Annotated in this window: 18 protein-coding genes; 10 read left to right on the forward strand and 8 right to left on the reverse strand. The window is 64.5% G+C overall.

What is annotated here, in order from left to right; translation table 11 throughout:
* The first annotated feature begins 52 nt into the window (after positions 1–52).
* Complete coding sequence (gene hrpB, locus BUQ73_RS01705; RefSeq protein WP_079226424.1) at positions 53–2,581, forward strand: ATP-dependent helicase HrpB; 2,529 nt, start codon at positions 53–55, stop codon at positions 2,579–2,581.
* Between the two features lie 12 nt (positions 2,582–2,593).
* On the opposite strand, the gene BUQ73_RS01710 is transcribed toward hrpB, so the two are convergent.
* Together BUQ73_RS01710 and BUQ73_RS01715 are read right to left on the reverse strand one after the other, a co-directional pair.
* Positions 2,594–3,127 carry a hypothetical protein gene (locus tag BUQ73_RS01710; protein ID WP_152031495.1) on the reverse strand — a complete coding sequence of 178 codons (534 nt, stop codon included), beginning with the start codon at positions 3,125–3,127 and terminating at the stop codon, positions 2,594–2,596.
* Between the two features lie 91 nt (positions 3,128–3,218).
* Entirely contained in the window at positions 3,219–3,875 is a 657-nt protein-coding gene (locus BUQ73_RS01715) for a YciC family protein (protein ID WP_079226425.1), read from the reverse strand.
* Positions 3,876–4,030: 155 nt separating this feature from the next.
* Here BUQ73_RS01715 and BUQ73_RS01720 point away from each other — a divergent pair, with 155 nt between their 5' ends.
* The 4 genes from BUQ73_RS01720 (at position 4,031) to yedA (ending at position 7,095) form a co-directional block, all read left to right on the forward strand.
* Positions 4,031–4,804, forward strand: coding sequence for a DUF2076 domain-containing protein (locus BUQ73_RS01720; protein WP_079226426.1), 774 nt, complete (start codon positions 4,031–4,033; stop codon positions 4,802–4,804).
* Between the two features lie 172 nt (positions 4,805–4,976).
* Complete coding sequence (locus BUQ73_RS01725; protein WP_027917740.1) at positions 4,977–5,456, forward strand: NYN domain-containing protein; 480 nt, start codon at positions 4,977–4,979, stop codon at positions 5,454–5,456.
* Positions 5,457–5,464: 8 nt separating this feature from the next.
* A complete protein-coding gene (locus BUQ73_RS01730) occupies positions 5,465–6,070 on the forward strand; it encodes a PolC-type DNA polymerase III (RefSeq protein WP_079226427.1) in 606 nt (201 codons plus the stop codon).
* Positions 6,071–6,180: 110 nt separating this feature from the next.
* Positions 6,181–7,095, forward strand: coding sequence for a drug/metabolite exporter YedA (yedA, locus tag BUQ73_RS01735; RefSeq protein ID WP_079226428.1), 915 nt, complete (start codon positions 6,181–6,183; stop codon positions 7,093–7,095).
* Positions 7,096–7,148: 53 nt separating this feature from the next.
* On the opposite strand, the gene BUQ73_RS01740 is transcribed toward yedA, so the two are convergent.
* Complete coding sequence (locus BUQ73_RS01740; protein WP_079226429.1) at positions 7,149–7,691, reverse strand: hypothetical protein; 543 nt, start codon at positions 7,689–7,691, stop codon at positions 7,149–7,151.
* A gap of 219 nt (positions 7,692–7,910) precedes the next feature.
* Here BUQ73_RS01740 and BUQ73_RS01745 point away from each other — a divergent pair, with 219 nt between their 5' ends.
* Positions 7,911–9,242, forward strand: coding sequence for a DEAD/DEAH box helicase (locus BUQ73_RS01745; protein WP_079226430.1), 1,332 nt, complete (start codon positions 7,911–7,913; stop codon positions 9,240–9,242).
* A 135-nt stretch (positions 9,243–9,377) separates the two neighbouring features.
* Here the strand turns inward: BUQ73_RS01745 and BUQ73_RS01750 are convergent, their stop codons facing one another.
* The 3 genes from BUQ73_RS01750 to BUQ73_RS01760 all read right to left on the reverse strand — a co-directional run bounded on the left by BUQ73_RS01750 (position 9,378) and on the right by BUQ73_RS01760 (position 12,408).
* Entirely contained in the window at positions 9,378–10,619 is a 1,242-nt protein-coding gene (locus tag BUQ73_RS01750; protein ID WP_079230464.1) for a TIGR03862 family flavoprotein, read from the reverse strand.
* Positions 10,620–10,768: 149 nt separating this feature from the next.
* On the reverse strand, positions 10,769–11,683 hold the full coding sequence (locus BUQ73_RS01755) for a histone deacetylase (protein WP_079226431.1): 915 nt from the start codon (positions 11,681–11,683) through the stop codon (positions 10,769–10,771).
* A 38-nt stretch (positions 11,684–11,721) separates the two neighbouring features.
* The gene (locus BUQ73_RS01760; RefSeq protein ID WP_079226432.1) at positions 11,722–12,408 is read right to left on the reverse strand and encodes a histidine phosphatase family protein; all 687 of its coding nucleotides are present in this window, start codon (positions 12,406–12,408) and stop codon (positions 11,722–11,724) included.
* A gap of 167 nt (positions 12,409–12,575) precedes the next feature.
* Here BUQ73_RS01760 and BUQ73_RS01765 point away from each other — a divergent pair, with 167 nt between their 5' ends.
* The 4 genes from BUQ73_RS01765 to BUQ73_RS01780 all read left to right on the forward strand — a co-directional run bounded on the left by BUQ73_RS01765 (position 12,576) and on the right by BUQ73_RS01780 (position 15,867).
* Positions 12,576–13,148: a GNAT family N-acetyltransferase gene (locus BUQ73_RS01765; protein WP_027917733.1), complete on the forward strand. Its 573-nt coding sequence runs from the start codon at positions 12,576–12,578 to the stop codon at positions 13,146–13,148.
* 90 nt (positions 13,149–13,238) lie between these two features.
* Positions 13,239–14,108: an acyl-CoA thioesterase II gene (tesB, locus tag BUQ73_RS01770; RefSeq protein ID WP_027917732.1), complete on the forward strand. Its 870-nt coding sequence runs from the start codon at positions 13,239–13,241 to the stop codon at positions 14,106–14,108.
* Complete coding sequence (locus BUQ73_RS01775) at positions 14,105–14,695, forward strand: HAD family hydrolase (RefSeq protein WP_079226433.1); 591 nt, start codon at positions 14,105–14,107, stop codon at positions 14,693–14,695. Before tesB ends, BUQ73_RS01775 begins: the two co-directional genes overlap by 4 nt.
* A 161-nt stretch (positions 14,696–14,856) precedes the next feature.
* Positions 14,857–15,867, forward strand: coding sequence for a zinc-dependent alcohol dehydrogenase family protein (locus BUQ73_RS01780; RefSeq protein WP_079226434.1), 1,011 nt, complete (start codon positions 14,857–14,859; stop codon positions 15,865–15,867).
* Positions 15,868–16,091: 224 nt separating this feature from the next.
* On the opposite strand, the gene BUQ73_RS01785 is transcribed toward BUQ73_RS01780, so the two are convergent.
* Both BUQ73_RS01785 and BUQ73_RS01790 read right to left on the reverse strand, forming a co-directional pair.
* Positions 16,092–17,459, reverse strand: a complete 1,368-nt coding sequence (locus tag BUQ73_RS01785; protein WP_079226435.1) for an ATP-binding protein — start codon at positions 17,457–17,459, stop codon at positions 16,092–16,094.
* Positions 17,456–18,178 carry a response regulator gene (locus BUQ73_RS01790; protein WP_079226436.1) on the reverse strand — a complete coding sequence of 241 codons (723 nt, stop codon included), beginning with the start codon at positions 18,176–18,178 and terminating at the stop codon, positions 17,456–17,458. Before BUQ73_RS01790 ends, BUQ73_RS01785 begins: the two co-directional genes overlap by 4 nt.
* Positions 18,179–18,260 lie beyond the last annotated feature (82 nt).

Consider the following 18,260-nt stretch of genomic DNA (forward strand, 5'->3'; position numbering starts at 1 on the left):
ATAGAGCAGGCTGGGTTCGCCGTTATACTCGCCAGACTGTTCGAGGACCACCATGATTTCTTTACCGATCGATGCTGTCTTGCCCGCCCTGCGCCAAACCCTTGGAAACCGCGACGAAGCCGTGCTCGAAGCACCCCCCGGTGCGGGCAAGACCACCCGCGTGCCGCTGGCGCTGCTCAACGAGCCGTGGCTGGCCGGGCAGACCATCCTCATGCTCGAACCGCGCCGCCTGGCTGCGCGGGCCGCGGCCGAGCGCCTGGCCAGCGAGCTGGGCGAAAAGGTTGGTGAAACCGTGGGCTATCGCATCCGCCTGGACAGCAAGGTCGGGCCGAACACGCGCATCGAGGTGGTCACCGAAGGCATCCTCACCCGCCGGTTGCAGTCCGACCCGGCACTTGAAGGTGTGGGCCTGCTGATCTTCGACGAATTTCATGAGCGCAGCCTGGATGCCGACCTGGCCCTGGCGCTGAGCCTCAATGGCCGCGAGCTGTTACGTGACGACCCACCGCTGAAAATCCTGCTGATGTCCGCGACCTTGGAAGGCGAGCGCCTGTCGCGTTTGCTCGACGACGCGCCAGTGGTCAGCAGTGAAGGGCGCATGCACCCGGTGGATATCCGCTGGGGCCGGCCGTTCCAGCCGGGCGAGTTCATCGAGCCACGGGTTGTGGATAACGTGCTGCTGGCATTGGCCGAACAGCCTGGCAGCGTGCTGGTGTTTCTGCCTGGCCAGGCCGAGATCCGCCGTGTGCACCAAAGCCTGCAGGATGCCTTGGGTGAACGGCCAGATGTTCTGCTCTGCCCGCTGCACGGCGAACTCGACCTCAATGCCCAGCGTGCGGCCATCGACCCGCCAGCCAAGGGCCTGCGCAAGGTGGTGCTGGCCACCAACATCGCCGAGACCAGCCTGACCATCGATGGTGTGCGCGTTGTCATCGATGCCGGCCTGGCGCGGGTGCCGCGTTTCGACCCGGGTAGTGGCATGACCCGCCTGGATACCCAGCGTATCTCCCGCGCTAGCGCCACCCAACGCGCCGGCCGCGCGGGGCGGCTGGAGCCGGGGGTGTGTTACCGCCTGTGGTCCGAGGCCCAGCATGACCAGCTGGCTGCCCACGGCAGCGCCGAGATTCTTCAGGCCGACCTTGCCGGCCTGGCTCTGCAACTGGCCCGCTGGGGCGTCAGGCCTGATCAGTTGCGCTGGCTAGACCAGCCGCCTGCGGCGGCCTACTCCCAGGCCCAGGACCTGCTGGCACGCCTTGGCGCATTCAAGGCGGGCAGCCGTGACAACCTCAGCGACCATGGCCAGGCCATGGCCGAATTGCCGGCCCACCCACGCATCGCCCACCTGCTGCTTCGCGGCCAGGACCTCGGGCTGGCGAGCATGGCCTGCGATGTCGCGGCCCTGCTCGGCGAGCGCGATATCCAGCGTGGTGGCGGTGCCGACCTGCACAGCCGGCTGGCGCTGGTCAGTGGCGAGAGCAAGGCCAGCCGCGCAGGCCAGGGCGGCGTGCAACGCGCCCGGCAGCTCGCCCGCCAGTACCGTGGCTTGCTGCGTGGCAAGCCCGGAGCAGCGGTTGCCGACCCCGATCACCCTCGCTGGCTCGGCGCCCTGCTGGCGCTGGCCTATCCCGATCGAGTCGCCCAGCAGCGGCGTGAGGGCAGTGCGGAATATCGCTTGGCCAACGGCCGCGCCGCCTTGTTTGCTGAAGTTGATGCGCTGATGAAATGCCCGTGGCTGGTGATCGCCGACCTTGGCAGCCGCCAGGGCCAGCGTGAGGAGCGAATCTATCTTGCGGCTGAGTTCGAGCCTGCGCTGCTCGACGATGTACTGGCGGAGCAGGTGGAGCGCGTCGACATCCTCGACTGGGACGAACGTGAACAGGTGCTGCGTGCCGAGCGCCAGATCAAGGTTGGCGAACTGGTGCTCAGCCGCGAGCCGCTGCCTGGCCTGGACGACGAAGCCCGCGCCCGGGCATTGATCGGCCTGGTGCGGCGCAAAGGCCTGAACCTGCTGACCTGGACCCCGGAGCTGCGCCAATGGCAAGCGCGGGTAGCGCTGTTGCGTCAACTGGATTTGGACAAGGAGGGCCAAAGCGAATGGCCCGACCTGGCTGACGAAGCGCTGCTGGCAAGTCTGGAAGACTGGCTGCAACCCTACCTGGGCAAGGTCTCGCGCCTGAGCCACTTCGCCGCCCTGGACCTGTCATCGATCTTGCGCAACCTGCTGCCCTGGCCATTGCCACAGCGCCTGGACGAATGGGCGCCGGCACATCTGGCAGTGCCGTCCGGCTCGAACATCCGCCTGGACTACAGTGAAATCCCGCCGATTCTCGCCGTGCGCCTGCAGGAGCTGTTCGGCCTGGCCGATACGCCGCGCATCGCCCAGGGCCGCCAGCAGGTCAAGCTGCACCTGTTGTCGCCGGCACGGCGGCCAGTACAAGTGACCCAGGACCTGGCCAACTTCTGGCGCACGACTTATGCCGAAGTGAAGAAGGATTTGAAGGGGCGCTATCCCAAGCACTACTGGCCGGACGACCCCTTGGTGGCCGAGGCTACCGCGCGGGCCAAACCACGCGGTACTTAAGCCAGAAAAGTTCTAAAGTGCTCTGGCAGGAACGCGTTGGAGCAAGAAGCGGATCTCAGAACCTTTCTGGGTGTTCATGTAGGAAAAGCGAGGAGTATCTGTTGGCGAATCATGGCGCGCCTTGACTGTCTGGCCGAGATGATCGCGCAGCCGGCACAACAGTGAATCCTCCGACCACTTCAGCGGCTCCACCTTGATGAAGTCGCTGACTGTCGCGTATTTGTAGAGGCCAAGATACCCGTTGCGGCTAATGCCTACTTGCTTGTCGTGATCGGGTCCGCTTCCAGAAATCATGAAGTGCAGCCGATCATCAGTTCTTGAATGCAGCAAGAATCGAAATACATAAGCCTGCTGTTCTTTGCCGGCAATGATCCAGTCGCTTTGCCCATCGATGATTTTACCTTGGCTGTCTTCGAAGTAACTTCGATAAACAGACCGGCGCTGTTCGACGGGAGCTGACTCGCTTGAAGTTTCCACGGTGTGCAAGGTGCCGAGGAAAACCTCAAGGCTATCAATCCAGTTGGCAGGCATGGGTGTGGCGGGCATGGCGTTCTCCTCCGATGTGAAATAACGAAGGCCCACGCTAGTGGGCCCACGGGAGAACTGACAGCTCGTAACCTTTCCCCGAATAGACTGATCAGCTGTCAGCCTGGCCTTCCAGCAACATGAACAGGCGGTACAGCACGACGGTGCTGAACAACTGAAGGAAACCGCTCAGACTATCCATCGCCAGCTCTACCCCGGGCGCAGGCTCCGGGAAGGCCATCAGCAACAGCCCGTCGATCAGCCAGATCGGGGCCAGCACACCCAGCACGCAGATCATGATGCGCATGAAGTGCCCGGTGGTCATGCGCGCACTTTCGCGCATCGACTGCACCACCGGCAGGCCGCGCAGCACCAGCAGGTATTCGGCGAACACCAGGTTGATCATGATCCACACGCCCGGGAACACCAGCAGGGCCAGGCCGGCCATGATCAGCAGCGAGCTGATCGTGATCAGCAGGGCCAGTTGCGGCCACAGCTGCAAGGCGCGGGCGATCAGGTCGCGTTTGCGGATGTCCTGGCCGTTGCTGCGGGTGTCCAGGTAAAGGATCAGCGCCGCGCTGTACAGCGGGTAGAACAACAGGCTGACTAGCATGCCGTAGGCCGGCGAGGCCTGGTCGCCCAGTTGGCGGTACAGCAGCTGGGTGATGAGGGCTTCGAGCACCACCAGTGGCAGGCACAGCGGGATGATGCTGGCCAGGTGGCGGCGGAAGAAGTACAGGGAGTCGCGCAGAACGCTCAGCGGATTCATCAGTCAACATCGCAAGACAGTAAAAACAGGGGCATAACTTTAGCCCAGAGCTGTCACTTGCTGAAAAAAGTTTCACCCGTGCAGTGATTGAATCCTTCGCCCGAGCGCCCCATCTTTGCCATGTCCGATGTCCTGCTAGCCCATGAGGTAGCCCAATGAACACTGATGAACAAACCCTGATCGACGGCCTGTTCGGCCGCATCAAGCAAGCCGAAGACCCAAGCCAGCCACGTGACGCGCAGGCGCAGGCACGGATCGAGGAGCACGTCCGCCAGCAGCCGGCGGCGCCTTACTACATGACCCAGGCGATTCTGGTTCAGGAAGCCGCTATCAAGCGCCTGGACGAACAGAACAAGCAGCTGGAGGCCGAGCTCAAGCAAGCGCGGGCCCAGCTTGAGGCGACACGTGCCAGCAGTGGCAATGGGGGTGGTGGGTTCCTCTCCAGCATCTTCGGTGCCGGTGCGCGCAATCCGGAGCCGGTTCAGCCGCAGCGCGCCAGCGCGCCGGTAACGTCGGGTGGTGGCTGGCGTGAGCCGAGCGCGCCGGGCTTCTCCCAGCCGCAGCCGCAGCCGCAAATGCAGGCACAAGCACAACCGCAACAACCCGGCTTTGGCGCCGCACCAGCGCGTAGCGGTGCCAGCAGCTTCCTGGGTGGTGCGATGCAGACCGCTGCGGGGGTTGCCGGTGGCGTGTTGCTGGCGCAAGGCATCAGCAGCCTGTTCAATCACCACTCGCAGCCTGAGGAAGTGGTCGAGGTGATCAAGGAAGAGCCAGCTCCGGCCAGTGACAGCGGCGGCTGGAATGACCAGGGCGGGCAGCAGCAGGTTGCCGACAACGGCGGTTGGGGCAACGACCAGGGCGGCTGGACCGATACCGACTACGGCAGTGATGATGGTGGCTTCTTCTCGGATGACGATACGTTCGTCTGACCGGTCTGGCATACTGGCTGCATTTTAGGGGGGCGCTTTGCGCCCCTTTCGCGACGCAAGGCCGCTCCTACAAAGATTGCACAGTGTCTGAAGCTGGTGCAGGACCTGTGGGGGCGGCCTTTTGTCGCGAAAGGGCTGCACAGCAGCCCCTGCAGACCGGAGAGGTTCCAAGGTGAAAAAGATCGCGCTGTTCGCCGATGTGCAGAACCTCTACTACACCGTGCGCCAGGCCCACGGCTGCCACTTCAACTACACCGCATTGTGGAAGGACGTCAGCCGCGAAGGCGAGATCGTAGAGGCCGTGGCCTACGCCATCGACCGTGGCGACAGCAAGCAGCAGCAGTTTCAGCAGATCCTGCGCAATCTGGGTTTTGACGTACGCCTCAAACCTTTCATCCAGCGCAGCGACGGTTCGGCGAAGGGTGACTGGGATGTGGGTATTACCCTCGATGTGATCGATGCCGCCAGCCGGGTCGATCAGGTAGTGCTGGCCTCCGGTGATGGTGACTTCGACCTGCTGCTGGAGCGGGTCATCCAGCGCCACGGCACTGAGGCTGTGGTTTATGGCGTCCCCGGTCTGACGGCGTTGTCACTGATTCGTGCCGCCACCCGTTATGTGCCCATCGAAGGCGCGCTGTTGCTCAAGCACTGAGGTTTTTTGTGGAACGTATCGCTGTAATCGACTTTGAAACCACCGGCATTTCACCCGGCGCCGGCTGCCGCGCCACCGAGGTGGCAGTGGTGATGCTGGAACGCGGGCGTATTGTCGAGCGCTATCAGAGCCTGATGAACGCCGGCGTGCCGGTGCCAGCTTTCGTCGCCGGGCTGACCGGCATCACCACCGCCATGCTGCGCAGTGCGCCGCCGGTGGACAGGGTGATGAACGAAGTGGCCGAGTTCGTCGGTGATACCCCGCTGCTGGCACACAACGCATCCTTCGACCAGAAATTCTGGGATTACGAACTGGGCCGCATCGGCCGTAGCCGCCAGCAGTCCTTCGCCTGTTCCCTGCTGCTGTCACGGCGCCTGCTGCCGGCAGCGCCGAACCACAAGCTGGGTACCCTGACCCGCTGGGCCGGGCTGCCGGACACCGGTACTGCGCACCGGGCCATGGCCGATGCCGAAATGGCTGCCAACCTGCTGCAACACCTGGCCGGTGTGCTGCGCCAGAGCCATGGCGTCCAGCAACTTTCCCACGAACTCTTGTGCCGCCTGCAGAAAACGCCTGCGGCGAAAGTTCGCGAAACCTTGGCCAAGTTCGCCTGAGCAGCGCAGCAAAAGTGTGCCGCTCATTTGGAGCGGTTTTGTAACTTATCTTTACTTGAACACAGCCCTAAACTCGGTCACCCGAAAACGGATTTTTTGAGTTGCCTGCCATGCCTGCCTCCCGTCGCTTTCCGCTTTTGCTCGTCGGCGCCTTTCTGGCCTTGTACCTGGTCTGGGGTTCCACTTACCTGTTCATCCGCATTGGGGTCGAGTCATGGCCGCCGATGCTGATGGCGGGCGTGCGCTTCCTGATCGCCGGTGGCTTGCTGTACGGGTTTCTGCGCTGGCGCGGGGTGCCAGCTCCGACCTGGCCACAATGGCGTGCGGCAGGTGCCATCGGCTTTCTGCTGCTCAGCTGTGGCAACGGCGGTGTGACCGTGGCCGAGCATGCTGGTGTGGCATCGGGCGTGGCGGCGTTGGCGGTGGCCACGGTTCCGTTATTCACCTTGGTGTTCGGCTTGCTGTTCGGCCACCGCAATTCGCGGCTGGAATGGGCTGGGATATTCCTTGGCCTGCTCGGCATTGGCTTGCTCAACCTCGGCTCGAACCTGCAGGCCAGCCCCATCGGCGCGGCGCTGATCCTGTTTGCTGCGGCTTCGTGGGCGTTCGGTTCGGTGTGGAGCAAAAGCCTGCCATTGCCCCAGGGGCCGATGGCCAGTGCCGCCGAGATGCTGGTAGGCGGTGCGGTATTGCTGCTGGGCAGCGTGCTGTCGGGTGAGCGCATGACGCAGATGCCGAGTGCTGCTGGCTGGGGCGCGTTGGCCTATCTGGTGCTGTTCGGTTCGATCCTCGCCTTCAGCGCCTACATGTACCTGCTCAAGAACGTGCGCCCTGCCGCTGCCACCAGCTATGCCTACGTCAACCCAGCGGTGGCGGTGTTGCTGGGCATCATCTTTGCCGGCGAAGAGATCGGTGCGGAAGAATGCCTGGCCATGGCGGTGATCATCGGTGCGGTGGTGCTGATCGGCCTGCCGCAGTGGCGCAAGGCGCCCGTGCAGCCGTTGAAGGGCGAAACCTGTAAGTAACCAAGGGACGGCACGGGGTGCTAGCGGCCGTCGCCCTGCGCTCAGATTGACTGTTAGCGGATCGGGGTGATGAAGAACATGCAGTCCCCAGGAATCTGTACATTCAGGTGATCGATGAGCCCGCCTTTCGCACCACCATACTTGGGGTCATTCTTGAGATCGCCAACTTTCACGATTTCGCCCAAGTGGTTACGCCAGCGGCACTGGAGCTTTGTGCCATCCCACGCCAGGGGTTCAATTTTGAAGAACTTGGTTGCATCTGCAGCGGCATACATGCCGACATAACCTTTGTGGCTGCAGGCCAGGCGTTTTCCGTTGTTATCCGAAGTCCCGCAAAATCGATAGTTCAAGCGGTTTGGGGTCTGCGAGTGGTAGATAAGCTTGAAGACTTTTTGCGCGTCTTTGTAGTCAGCGCCTGGAGTACCTTTCATCGCCCAGTTCCAAAGGGAAGTGTCGAAAGTGTTTGCATAATCACTGCGCTGGCTGAGTACTACCGGATAGGTACTGCCCAGATGCAGTACGTCGATGGTGCACTCGACAACGACCAGCTTGCCGAAAGACATCAGGTCCGATGAAGTTACTTGACTGAGATCCATAACTGAGAACTCCTGGTGAGTTGTCACGTTGAGGCAGCGGGGTTGCGGCCTCGGTGCATTCTTGCCAGGAGCCTCAAGTCGCAGCAGAAGGAAACCGCCCCTGTTCAGCTGCCGCAGCGGTGCTTGGCCATCAACAACGGATGAAGGGCGAAATCTGCAAGTAGCCAGGGGCGATGCGGTAAACTTGCCGCCTTCGCTGAACCCCCTGACGGTATTGCCATGAATTTCGCCCAACTCGGCCTGATCGAACCCCTGCTGCGTACCTTGCAGCAGCTGGACTACACCACCCCGACGCCAGTCCAGGCCAAGGCCATCCCTGCTGTGCTGGCCGGTCGCGACCTGATGGCCGCGGCCCAGACCGGTACCGGCAAGACGGCCGGTTTCGCCCTGCCGGTGCTGCAGCGCCTGGCCCTGGAAGGTGAAAAGGTCGCCAGCAATTCGATCCGCGCGCTGGTGCTGGTGCCGACCCGCGAGCTGGCTGAGCAGGTCCACAACAACGTGCGCGAGTATGCCGAGAACCTTCCACTGAGCACCTACGCGGTGTATGGCGGGGTCAGCATCAACCCACAGATGATGCGCCTGCGCCGTGGCGTCGACCTGCTGGTCGCCACACCCGGTCGCTTGCTCGACCTGTTCCGTCAGAACGCGGTGAAGTTCAACCAGGTGCAGACCCTGGTGCTCGACGAAGCCGACCGCATGCTCGACCTGGGCTTTGCCGAGGAGCTGCAGTCGGTGTACGCCGCCTTGCCGCGCAAGCGCCAGACACTGCTGTTCTCCGCCACCTTCTCCGAGCAGATCCGCATGCTCGCGGGCCTGGCCCTGAACGACCCGCTGAGCATCGAAGTCAGCCCGCGCAACGCCGCGGCGACCACCGTCAAGCAGTGGCTGGTGCCTGTGGACAAGAAGCGCAAGGCCGACTTGTTCATGCACCTGCTGCGCAAGCAGCGCTGGAAACAGGTGCTGGTGTTCGCCAAGACCCGCAATGGCGTCGATCAGCTGGTCGAGCGCTTGCTGGCTGAAGGCGTGAATGCCGACGGCATCCACGGTGACCGCCCGCAGGCTACCCGCCAGCGCGCGCTGGACAGCTTCAAGGCGCGGGAGATCCAGGTGCTGGTAGCGACCGATGTCGCGGCCCGTGGCCTGGATATCGACGACCTGCCGCTGGTGGTCAACCTCGATCTGCCGATCGTGGCCGAAGATTACGTGCACCGCATCGGCCGTACCGGCCGGGCCGGCAACAAGGGCGAGGCGATTTCGCTGGTGTGTGCCGATGAAGTGCAGATGCTGTCGGCGATTGAAGTGCTCACCCGGCAGACCTTGCCGCGCCATGAAGAGCCTGACTTCATCCCCGAGCACCGGGTACCGATGACCGATGCCAGTGGCCAGGTGATCAAGAAGCCGAAGAAGCCCAAGAAGCCGAAGGAAAACAGCGCCAAGCGCGGGCTGGGGCGCTGGATGGACAGTGCCGAGGCGGGGGCTGGTGAGCCGGCGGTCAAGGCCGTGCGTAAAGTGCCGAGCTTCAACGGCGGGCCGCGCAAGCGTAAGCCTTGAGATCTCTGGGGCCGCTTTGCGGCCCTTTCGCGACACGAGGCCGCTCCTACAAAGGGCACGCGATTCCCTGTAGGAGCGGCCTTGCCGGGGCGCCGGACCGGTCGGAAAGGGCTGCAAAGCAGCCCCGGCAATTCATCAGGCAGATCGCGCCAGCCAATCCACTGCAGTACGCCCCGCACGAAGCCCGCTGGCAAAGCAGGCTGTCAGCAGATATCCGCCGGTCGGTGCCTCCCAGTCCAGCATCTCGCCGGCGCAGAACACCCCCGGCATTGCGCGCACCATCAACCCTTCATCCAGCCCTTCGAATCGCACGCCACCGGCACTGCTGATCGCTTCGTCCAGCGGCCGCGTTCTCACCAGCGTGATCGGCAAGGCCTTGATCGCCCGCGCCAGCGCCTCAGGATCGGTAAACGTCGCTTGATCCGTCAGCTCCCGCAGCAACCCCGCCTTGACCCCGTCGATCCCCAGCTGGCTGTGCAGATGCTTGGCCATCGAACGCGAGCCCCGCGGCTTGGCCAGTGCCTGGGCAACTTTGTCCACAGGCTTGTCCGGCAGCAGATCGAGCAACAGCCTGGCATGCCCTTCATGCTCGATGGCCTGGCGCAGCTGCGCCGACCATGCATACACCAGGCTGCCTTCGACACCTTGCGCCGTGAGGATGAATTCGCCCTTGCGCGGCGCCATGCCCGGTACGCTCAAGGCAATATTCTTCAGCGGGGCACCCGCGAACTTGTCCACAAGCAGTGGGCTCCAGCCCTCCACTTCGAAACCGCAGTTGCTCGGCCGCAATGGCGAGATTTCCACAGCGCGTTCGGCCAGCAATGGCTGCCAGGCACCATCTGAGCCCAGTCTTGCCCAACTGGCGCCACCGAGGGCCAGCACCACGGCGTCGGCTTTGACCTGCAATTCGCCCTGTGGATAAGCAATCTGCAAGCTACCGTCGGCATTCCAGCCCAGCCAGCGATGACGGGTGTGGATAACTACGCCATTGTCACGCAAGCGCTTCAGCCAGGCGCGAAGCAGCGGGGCGGCCTTCATGTCGGTGGGGAAAACCCGGCCCGAAGTACCGACAAACGTTTCGATCCCCAGCCCATGAATCCACTGGCGCAGCGCATCGGCATCGAAGTCGCGCAATAACCCGTCGATCTGACCCTCGCGCTCGGCATAGCGCGAAACGAACTGTGGATAAGCTTCCGAATGGGTAATGTTCATGCCGCCGACGCCGGCCAGCAGGAATTTGCGGCCCACCGATGGCATGGCGTCGAACACTTCCACCGCCAGGCCCGCCTGGGCCATGGCTTCTGCGGCCATCAGGCCGGCCGGGCCGCCGCCAATGACGACGGCCAGGGGAGGGGTTGCGGGGGATTTTTCTGGCATGGTGGGCCGCAGGCTGTGGAAAAGGCCGCCCATTCTAGCGCAGCAGGGCCGGCAGAAGCACTGGACAAAAAATGATCATTGTTCTGCAGGCCAGACTGGCAAAGGGCTGCAGCGCCTTTCCCGCAGGTTATCCACAAGCGGTTCCACAGTCATTGTGAACAACCCATGACCCGTGCCGCACTGTGGTGAAGAATGCCGTGGCGCTTGGCCAAGGCTTCACGGTCCTTGCTATAGCCACCACCGATCACGCCGACCACCGGGATATCGCGGCCCAGGCAGTGGCGCATCACCATTTCGTCACGCGCTGCCAGGCCCTGGTCGGTGAGTTGCAGGTAACCCAGGGCATCGTCCTTGTGCACATCGACGCCGGCGTCGTACAGCACCAGATCAGGTTGATACAGCGGCAGCAGGTAGTTCAGCGCATCTTCCACCACCTTCAGGTAAGCCGTGTCGCCCATGCCGCGTGGCAGGGGAATGTCCCAGTCACTGTGGGCCTTGCGTGCCGGGAAGTTCTGCTCGCAGTGCAGCGATACGGTAATGGCCTCCGGGGTGTCGTGGAGGATGCGCGCGGTGCCGTCGCCCTGGTGCACATCACAGTCGAAGATCAGCACCCGGTGCACGCGGCCGGCTTCGAGCAGGTAGCGGCTGATCACTGCCAGGTCATTGAAGATGCAGAAGCCGGCCGGGTGGTCATGGTGGGCGTGGTGGGTGCCGCCGGCCAGGTGGCAGGCGATGCCGTGCTGCAGCGCCATCTCGGCGGTCAACAGCGAGCCGCCCACCGCACGCACGGTGCGCCGGGCCAGGGCCTCGCTCCAGGGCAGGCCGAGGCGGCGCTGGTCTTCGCGGGACAGTTCGCCGTTCATGTAGCGCTCGATGTAGCTGCGGTCATGGGCCAGGGCGAGGATATCGTTGGGGCAGATGTCCGGGCGCAGCAGGGCTTGGTCGGTGGTCAGCCCGCTGTCTACCAGGTGGTCGCGCAGCAGGCGGAACTTGTCCATGGGAAAGCGGTGCTCGGCGGGGAATTCCGGGCTGTAGTCTTCGTGGTAGATCAGCGGCAACGGCATGGGGAGTTCGCAATCGGGGCCAGCGCTGATCTTGCCAGTTATTTCCCTGCGCTGGCCAATACGCGTTGCCAGTCCGGCTCGTTCAGGCGGCCAAGGATCCGCGCCTTGCCGTTGGCGTCCACCGAGACAAACAGCGCGCTGGCGTAATTGCTCTCGCGTTCACCGCCAGCCACGCGCTGCTGGCGGGCGAAATGGTCGATGCAGCCATTGTGGGTCACCAGCACCAGGTTGTGCCCCGCACGCTTGCGCGCCAGCGCTTCACTGGCGAACTGGTTGTCGCAGCTTTCCAGCCAGGCTTCGCTGGGTACGCTCTGGCCAAGGATGAAGTGCGCAGTTTGCTGGGTGCGCACTTTAGGGCTGGCGAGCAAATCGGCATTGCCCAGGCCCAGTTGCTTCAACCCTTGGCCTACGCGCGTGGCGGCCTCGCTGCCAGCCACGGTGATGCCGGTGGGGTCGTTCAGGCACGGGCCGGGCGCGCTGTCGCAACGCTCGGCATGGCGGATCATCACGATTACCGCACCGTCGGCCCAGTCCTGCAGCAGGCCGCTTTCGCTCAACTGTTGCTCATTGCCAAGGTCCACGATATGGGTCCTCGTCGCCAGCCAGGTGGTCACAGCCGCGATGACCATGCACAGGCCGAGTGCAGCACCGAGGGCTTTGCGTGACATGCGTCGCTTGCGACGGGCGTGGATGGCGGGATGGCCCAAGGTGTTGCCTGGTTGCATGCGTCACTCCAATGGCGCGGCGGTGGATTGGGGGCATTGTGCGCAGCCGTCTGTCGGGGGCCGGTGAAGGGGTTGTGAAAATTGCATTCTGGGCGCCGCCTGTTGCGTGAAAAACCTGGCCGCGCCTACGCTGTTAAATGCCCCACCGCAAAACCGGAGCTCGCCCCATGACCCCCATCCTTCACCTGGAAAGCGCGCGCCTGGTGCTGCGCCAATGGCACGATGACGACCTGCGCGAGTTCGCCGCGTTGTGTGCCGACCCGCAGGTGATGCGCTATTTCCCGGCGCCGATGACACGGCTGGAAGCCGCGGCGCTGATTGGCAGGATCCGTGGGCATTTCAATGAGTACGGCTTTGGCCTGTGGGCCCTGGAGCGCAAGGATAGTGGGGCGTTCATCGGCATGACGGGGCTGCTCAATGTCAATTTCGACGCGCCGTTCGCCCCGGCGGTGGAGATTGGCTGGCGCCTGGCCCGGCGCCACTGGGGCCTGGGGTTTGCCAGCGAGGCGGCGTGGACCTGCCTGCGTTGTGCTTTCGCCCAATTGCGCGTGGAGGAGGTGGTGTCGTTCACTAGCGAGAGCAACTTGCCGTCGCAGAAAGTCATGCAGGCCATTGGCATGGTCCAGGACGTCAATGGCAGCTTCGACCACCCCCGCCTGCCCATTGGCCACCCGCTGCGCCCCCATGTGCTGTACCGCATCGACCGTGCGCATTGGGAGCAGACCCTGCGCACTGAATGAGCCGTCATGCACGGCGTCAATGGCAAACCCTGTATCATTTCCCACCTGAGAGCGCCGTAGAGCTGTGATGCCTTGCTAGGAGAACCCCCGATGAGTCATGTGTTGGACGACCTGGTCGACCTGTTGAGCCTCGAGTCGATCGAGGAGAACCTGTTCCGTGGCCGCAGCCAGGACCTGGGCTTCCGCCAGCTGTACGGTGGCCAGGTGCTGGGCCAGTCGCTGTCGGCCGCCAGCCAGACGGTCGAGGATGCGCGCCACGTGCATTCGTTGCACGGTTACTTCCTGCGCCCGGGCGATGCCAGTTTGCCGGTGGTGTACTCGGTTGACCGCGTGCGCGATGGCGGCAGCTTCAGCACCCGGCGGGTGACGGCGATCCAGAAGGGCCAGCCGATCTTCACCTGCAGCGCGTCGTTCCAGTACGACGAGGAAGGTTTCGAGCACCAGGTGCAGATGCCCGACGTGGTCGGCCCGGAAAACCTCCCGACCGAAGTCGAGCTGGCCAGCGCCCATGCCGACAAGCTGCCCGAACGCATCCGCGACAAGGTGCTATGCGCCAAGCCGATCGAGATTCGCCCGGTGACCGAGCGCGACCCGTTCAACCCCCAGCCCGGCGACCCGGTGAAGTACGCCTGGTTCCGCGCCGACGGTACCCTCCCTGACGTACCTGCACTGCACAAGTACCTGCTGGCCTACGCCTCCGACTTCGGCCTGCTGACCACTTCGCTGCTGCCCCATGGCAAGTCGGTGTGGCAGCGCGACATGCAGATCGCCAGCCTCGACCACTCGCTGTGGTTCCACCGCAACCTGCGTGCGGATGAGTGGCTGCTATACGCCACCGACAGCCCGTGGGCCGGCAATGCCCGTGGTTTCTGCCGCGGCAGCATCTTCAACCGCGCCGGCCAGCTGGTGGCGTCGTCGACCCAGGAAGGGCTGATTCGCCACCGCAAGGACTGGGCATGAGCCTGGGCCAAATCCGCAACTGGGTGTTCGACATGGACGGCACCCTGACCGTGGCGGTGCACGATTTCGCCGCCATCCGTGTGGCCCTGGACATCCCGGCCGAGCACGACATTCTCACCCACCTGGCGGCGCTGCCAGCGGCGGAAGCGGCAGCCAAGCATGCCTGGCTGCTGGAGCATGAGCGTGATCTGGCGATTGCCTCGAAAGCCGCCACCGGGGCAGTGGAGCTGGTGCGTGAGTTGGCCGGGCGCGGTTGCCGCCTGGGCATCCTGACCCGCAATGCGCGGGAGCTGGCACATGTGACGCTGGAGGCCATCGGCCTGGCCGACTGCTTCCAGGTCGAGCACATTCTCGGGCGTGATGAGGCTGAGCCCAAGCCCAGCCCGGATGGGCTGTTGAAGATTGCCAGTGCCTGGGGCGTGGCGCCCCGCGAGCTGGTGATGGTCGGGGACTACCGCTTTGACCTGGACTGTGGGCGGGCCGCTGGCGCGCGTACGGTGCTGGTGAATTTGCCAGACAACCCGTGGCCTGAGCTGGTGGATTGGCATGCTGCCGATTGCCGCGCTTTGAGGGTGCTTTTGGGCTGAGCCTTCTGCTGCCTGTGCAGGCCCTTTCGCGGGCAAGCCCGCTCCCACAGCGACCCCACATGCTTCAGGCTTGTGGAGATCCTGTGGGAGCGGGCTTGCCCGCGAAGAGGCCGGAAATGGCTATGCTGAACCCCAGTCTTTCTCTGAATGGAGCCCCAGTCATGACCAGCAAGGCCATCTATGTGCAACCCGGCGGCGGCTACGACAAGGTCGAAGTCGGCACCAGTGAAGCTCCCGCACCCAAGGCCGGTGAAATCACCGTGCGCCTGCACGCCAGCTCCCTCAATTATCACGACTTCGCCGTGGTCAGCGGCATGTGGGGCCCGAGCGAGCGGCGTATCCCCATGGCCGACGGTGCCGGTGAAGTGGTCGCGGTCGGTGCGGGCGTCAGCGAGTTCAAGGTTGGCGAAAACGTCGTCAGCACCTTCTTCCCCGATTGGCTCGACGGCCAGGCCAATGTCGAAGGCTTTGCCCGGGTGCCCGGCGATGGCCTCGACGGCTACGCCCGCGAACAGGTGACTGCTCCGGCTACCTCCTTCACCCTGGCTCCCCAAGGCTTCAGCCACGCCGAGGCAGCCACCCTGACCACGGCGGGCCTCACCGCTTGGCGTGCGTTGATGAGTGATGACCACCTCAAGCCCGGCGACACGGTGCTGGTGCAGGGCACCGGCGGCGTGTCGATCTTCGCCCTGCAGTTCGCCAAGCTGGCGGGGGCCACGGTGATCGCCACGTCGTCCAGCGACGCCAAGCTCGAACGCCTGAAAGCGCTCGGCGCCGACCACCTGATCAACTACAAGAGCACCCCGGCCTGGGGCGACAAGGCGCGTGAGCTTACCGGCAATCGCGGCGTCGATCATGTGATCGAAGTGGGTGGCCCGGCGACCCTGGAGCAGTCGATGATCGCCGCGCGCATCGGCGGGCATGTGTCGCTGATCGGCATTCTCACCGGCGTGGCCGGGCAGCTGCCGCTGGTGCAGGCACTGGTGCGGCAGATCCGTCTGCAAGGCGTGCTGGTGGGCAGCCGTGCGCAGCAGCAGGCGATGGTGCGGGCGATCGATGCCAATGGCTTGCGGCCTGTGGTGGACAAGCATTTCGAGCTGGAGCAGATCGTCGATGCGTTCCGCTATCAGGAGAGCAACCGGCATTTCGGCAAGATCTGCCTGACCTGGTAACCCGCCCTTGTGGGAGCGCCCTTGCCGGGGCGCCGGACCGGTCGGAAAGGGCCGCGACGCGGCCCCGGGGATTCAGCGGTGATGCACAAATCGTCGGGGCTACTGCGATCTCTTGTAGGAGCGGCCTTGTGTCGCGAAAGGGCTGCGAAGCAGCCCAGGCAATCTCTGCTTCACGCTGACAACCTGGGGCTGCTTCGCAGCCCTATCGCGACACAAGGCCGCTCCTACAACGGTCTCGGAAGGTCGAGGGTTACGAGCAACCCGCCACCGATCCTCGGCCCCAGTCTCAGGCTGCCACCATGGGCACTGGCAATGCTGGCAGCAATGCTCAACCCCAACCCATGGCCACCACCACTGCGTGAAGGGTCGGCCTGGTAGAACGGCTCCAGCACCCGCTGCAGGTGCTCCGCCTCGACCCCCGGCCCGCGGTCGCCGATCTGGATGCGCAGCCGGTCCGGCGTATCCCGCACTTCGATATCCACCGGCCCCGGCGCATGTTGGCGGGCGTTGTCCAGCACGTTCTGCAGGCAGCGGCGCAGGCCACTGGGGTGGGCGCGGTAGGGCAGGGCATGGCCACTGACGCGGACCTCACAGCCGAGGTCTTCGAAGTCGGCTTGCAGGCCCATCAGCAGCGCGTCGATGTCCACCGGCTCGCGGGCTTCTTCCAGCTCGCCACTGCGCAGGAAGTCGAGGCTGGCCGACACCATGTCTTCCATATGTTGCAGGTCGCCACGAAAACGCTGGCGCAGGTTTTCCTCTGGCAGCAGCTCGGTACGCAGGCGCAGGCGAGTGATCGGCGTGCGCAGGTCGTGGGAGACGGCGGCGAAGAAGCGCGTGCGCTCGGCGATGCTGTCGATCAGCTGGCGTTGCATGGCATTGAACGCCTGGGCTGCCTGGCGTACTTCCTGCGGGCCGTCCAGGCTCAGCGGCGGCCGGTGGATATCCTGCCCCAGCGCCTCGGCCGCCGCCGCCATCTGCTTGAGCGGGCGCAAGGCCAGGCGCACGGCGAGCAGCGCGATCAGCACCACGGCGATGCTGCGCAACAGGTAGATGCGGAAGATGAAGTCGAACACCAGCGAGCCGATCGATGCATTGCGCCAGCCCTGGTCTTCGGTGGCTTGCAGGTACAGCGGGCGGCCATCGGGCAAGGTCAGTTCGACCACGGCGCGCACGCTCGCCGGCGCGCCACGCAGCAGCATCGCTGCACCGCCTGGGCGGCCTTCGCCGTTGACGATATCAAGCTGAAGCAGGCGTATCGGGGCAGGCCCGTCCGTACGTGCCGCCAGCAGTTCCTGCAGTAGCCGTGCATGCGCAGGTTCCACGGGTTTGCCTGGGGGCGGTGACGCTGGCAGGCGATGCCAACGAGAGGACTCCATGCCGTCAAGCAAGGCCGGCAATTGCGCCGGCTGGTCGTGGGCCACGCGCAGCAGGTCGGCCATGCGCCCGGCCAACAGGCGCAGGGGAATTTCCAGCACCTGGGTCTGGCGTACTTCGTACCAGATGCTGCTGGTCAGCAACTGCGAGGCCAGCACACCACCCACCAGGATCAGCACCATGCGCCCCTGCAGCGAGCGCGGCCACCAGCGGGTCATTCGCTGAGCACTGCGTCGACGGTGAGCATGTAGCCCTCGTTGCGCACGGTGCGGATCAAGGTCGGGTTGCGCGGGTCGTCACCCAGGTGCTGGCGCACGCGGCTGACGCACACGTCGATGCTGCGATCGAACGGCTCGCGCTCACGGTCGAACACGTGGTTGAGCAGGAAGTCGCGGCTCAGCGCGCGGTTGGGGTGCTGCAGCAGCAGGCGCAGCAGGCGGTAGTCGGAATTGCCCAGGCTGATCACCAGGCCCGCGGGCGAGCGCAACTGGCGCGTGGCGGTGTCCAGGCTCCAGCCGGCGAAGCGCAACCGGCCGGCTTCGTCGAGCCGGGCACGCTCGGGGAAGCTCTGGGTGCGGCGCAGCACCACCTTGATCCGCGCCAGCAGCTCACGTGGGTCGAATGGCTTGCCGAGGTAATCGTCGGCGCCCATCTCCAGGCCGACGATGCGGTCCACCAGGGTGCCGCGGGCGGTCAGCATGATCACCGGGATGTTGCTGCGCACGCGCAGCTCGCGGCACAGGCTCAGGCCGTCCTCGCCGGGCAGCATCAAGTCGAGCACCACCAGGTCGACCCGGTGTTCTTCCAGGCGCTTGCGCATCTCGCGACCCTCGGCCGCCACCGAGGTGCGGTAGCCGGCTTCATCCAGGTAGGTGGAGAGCAACTGACGGATCTCGGGGTCGTCGTCGACGATGAGGATGTGGTCGGGTTTGGTCATGCAAGGGCTCGTACGGGGGGCTCATGGCGCGTGAATGGAGGGCACCTTACACCGCGTCTGCTGGCGCGAATGTAACGGAATG

This window comes from Pseudomonas putida (assembly GCF_002025705.1).
In the GTDB taxonomy this organism is placed as follows: domain Bacteria; phylum Pseudomonadota; class Gammaproteobacteria; order Pseudomonadales; family Pseudomonadaceae; genus Aquipseudomonas; species Aquipseudomonas putida_J.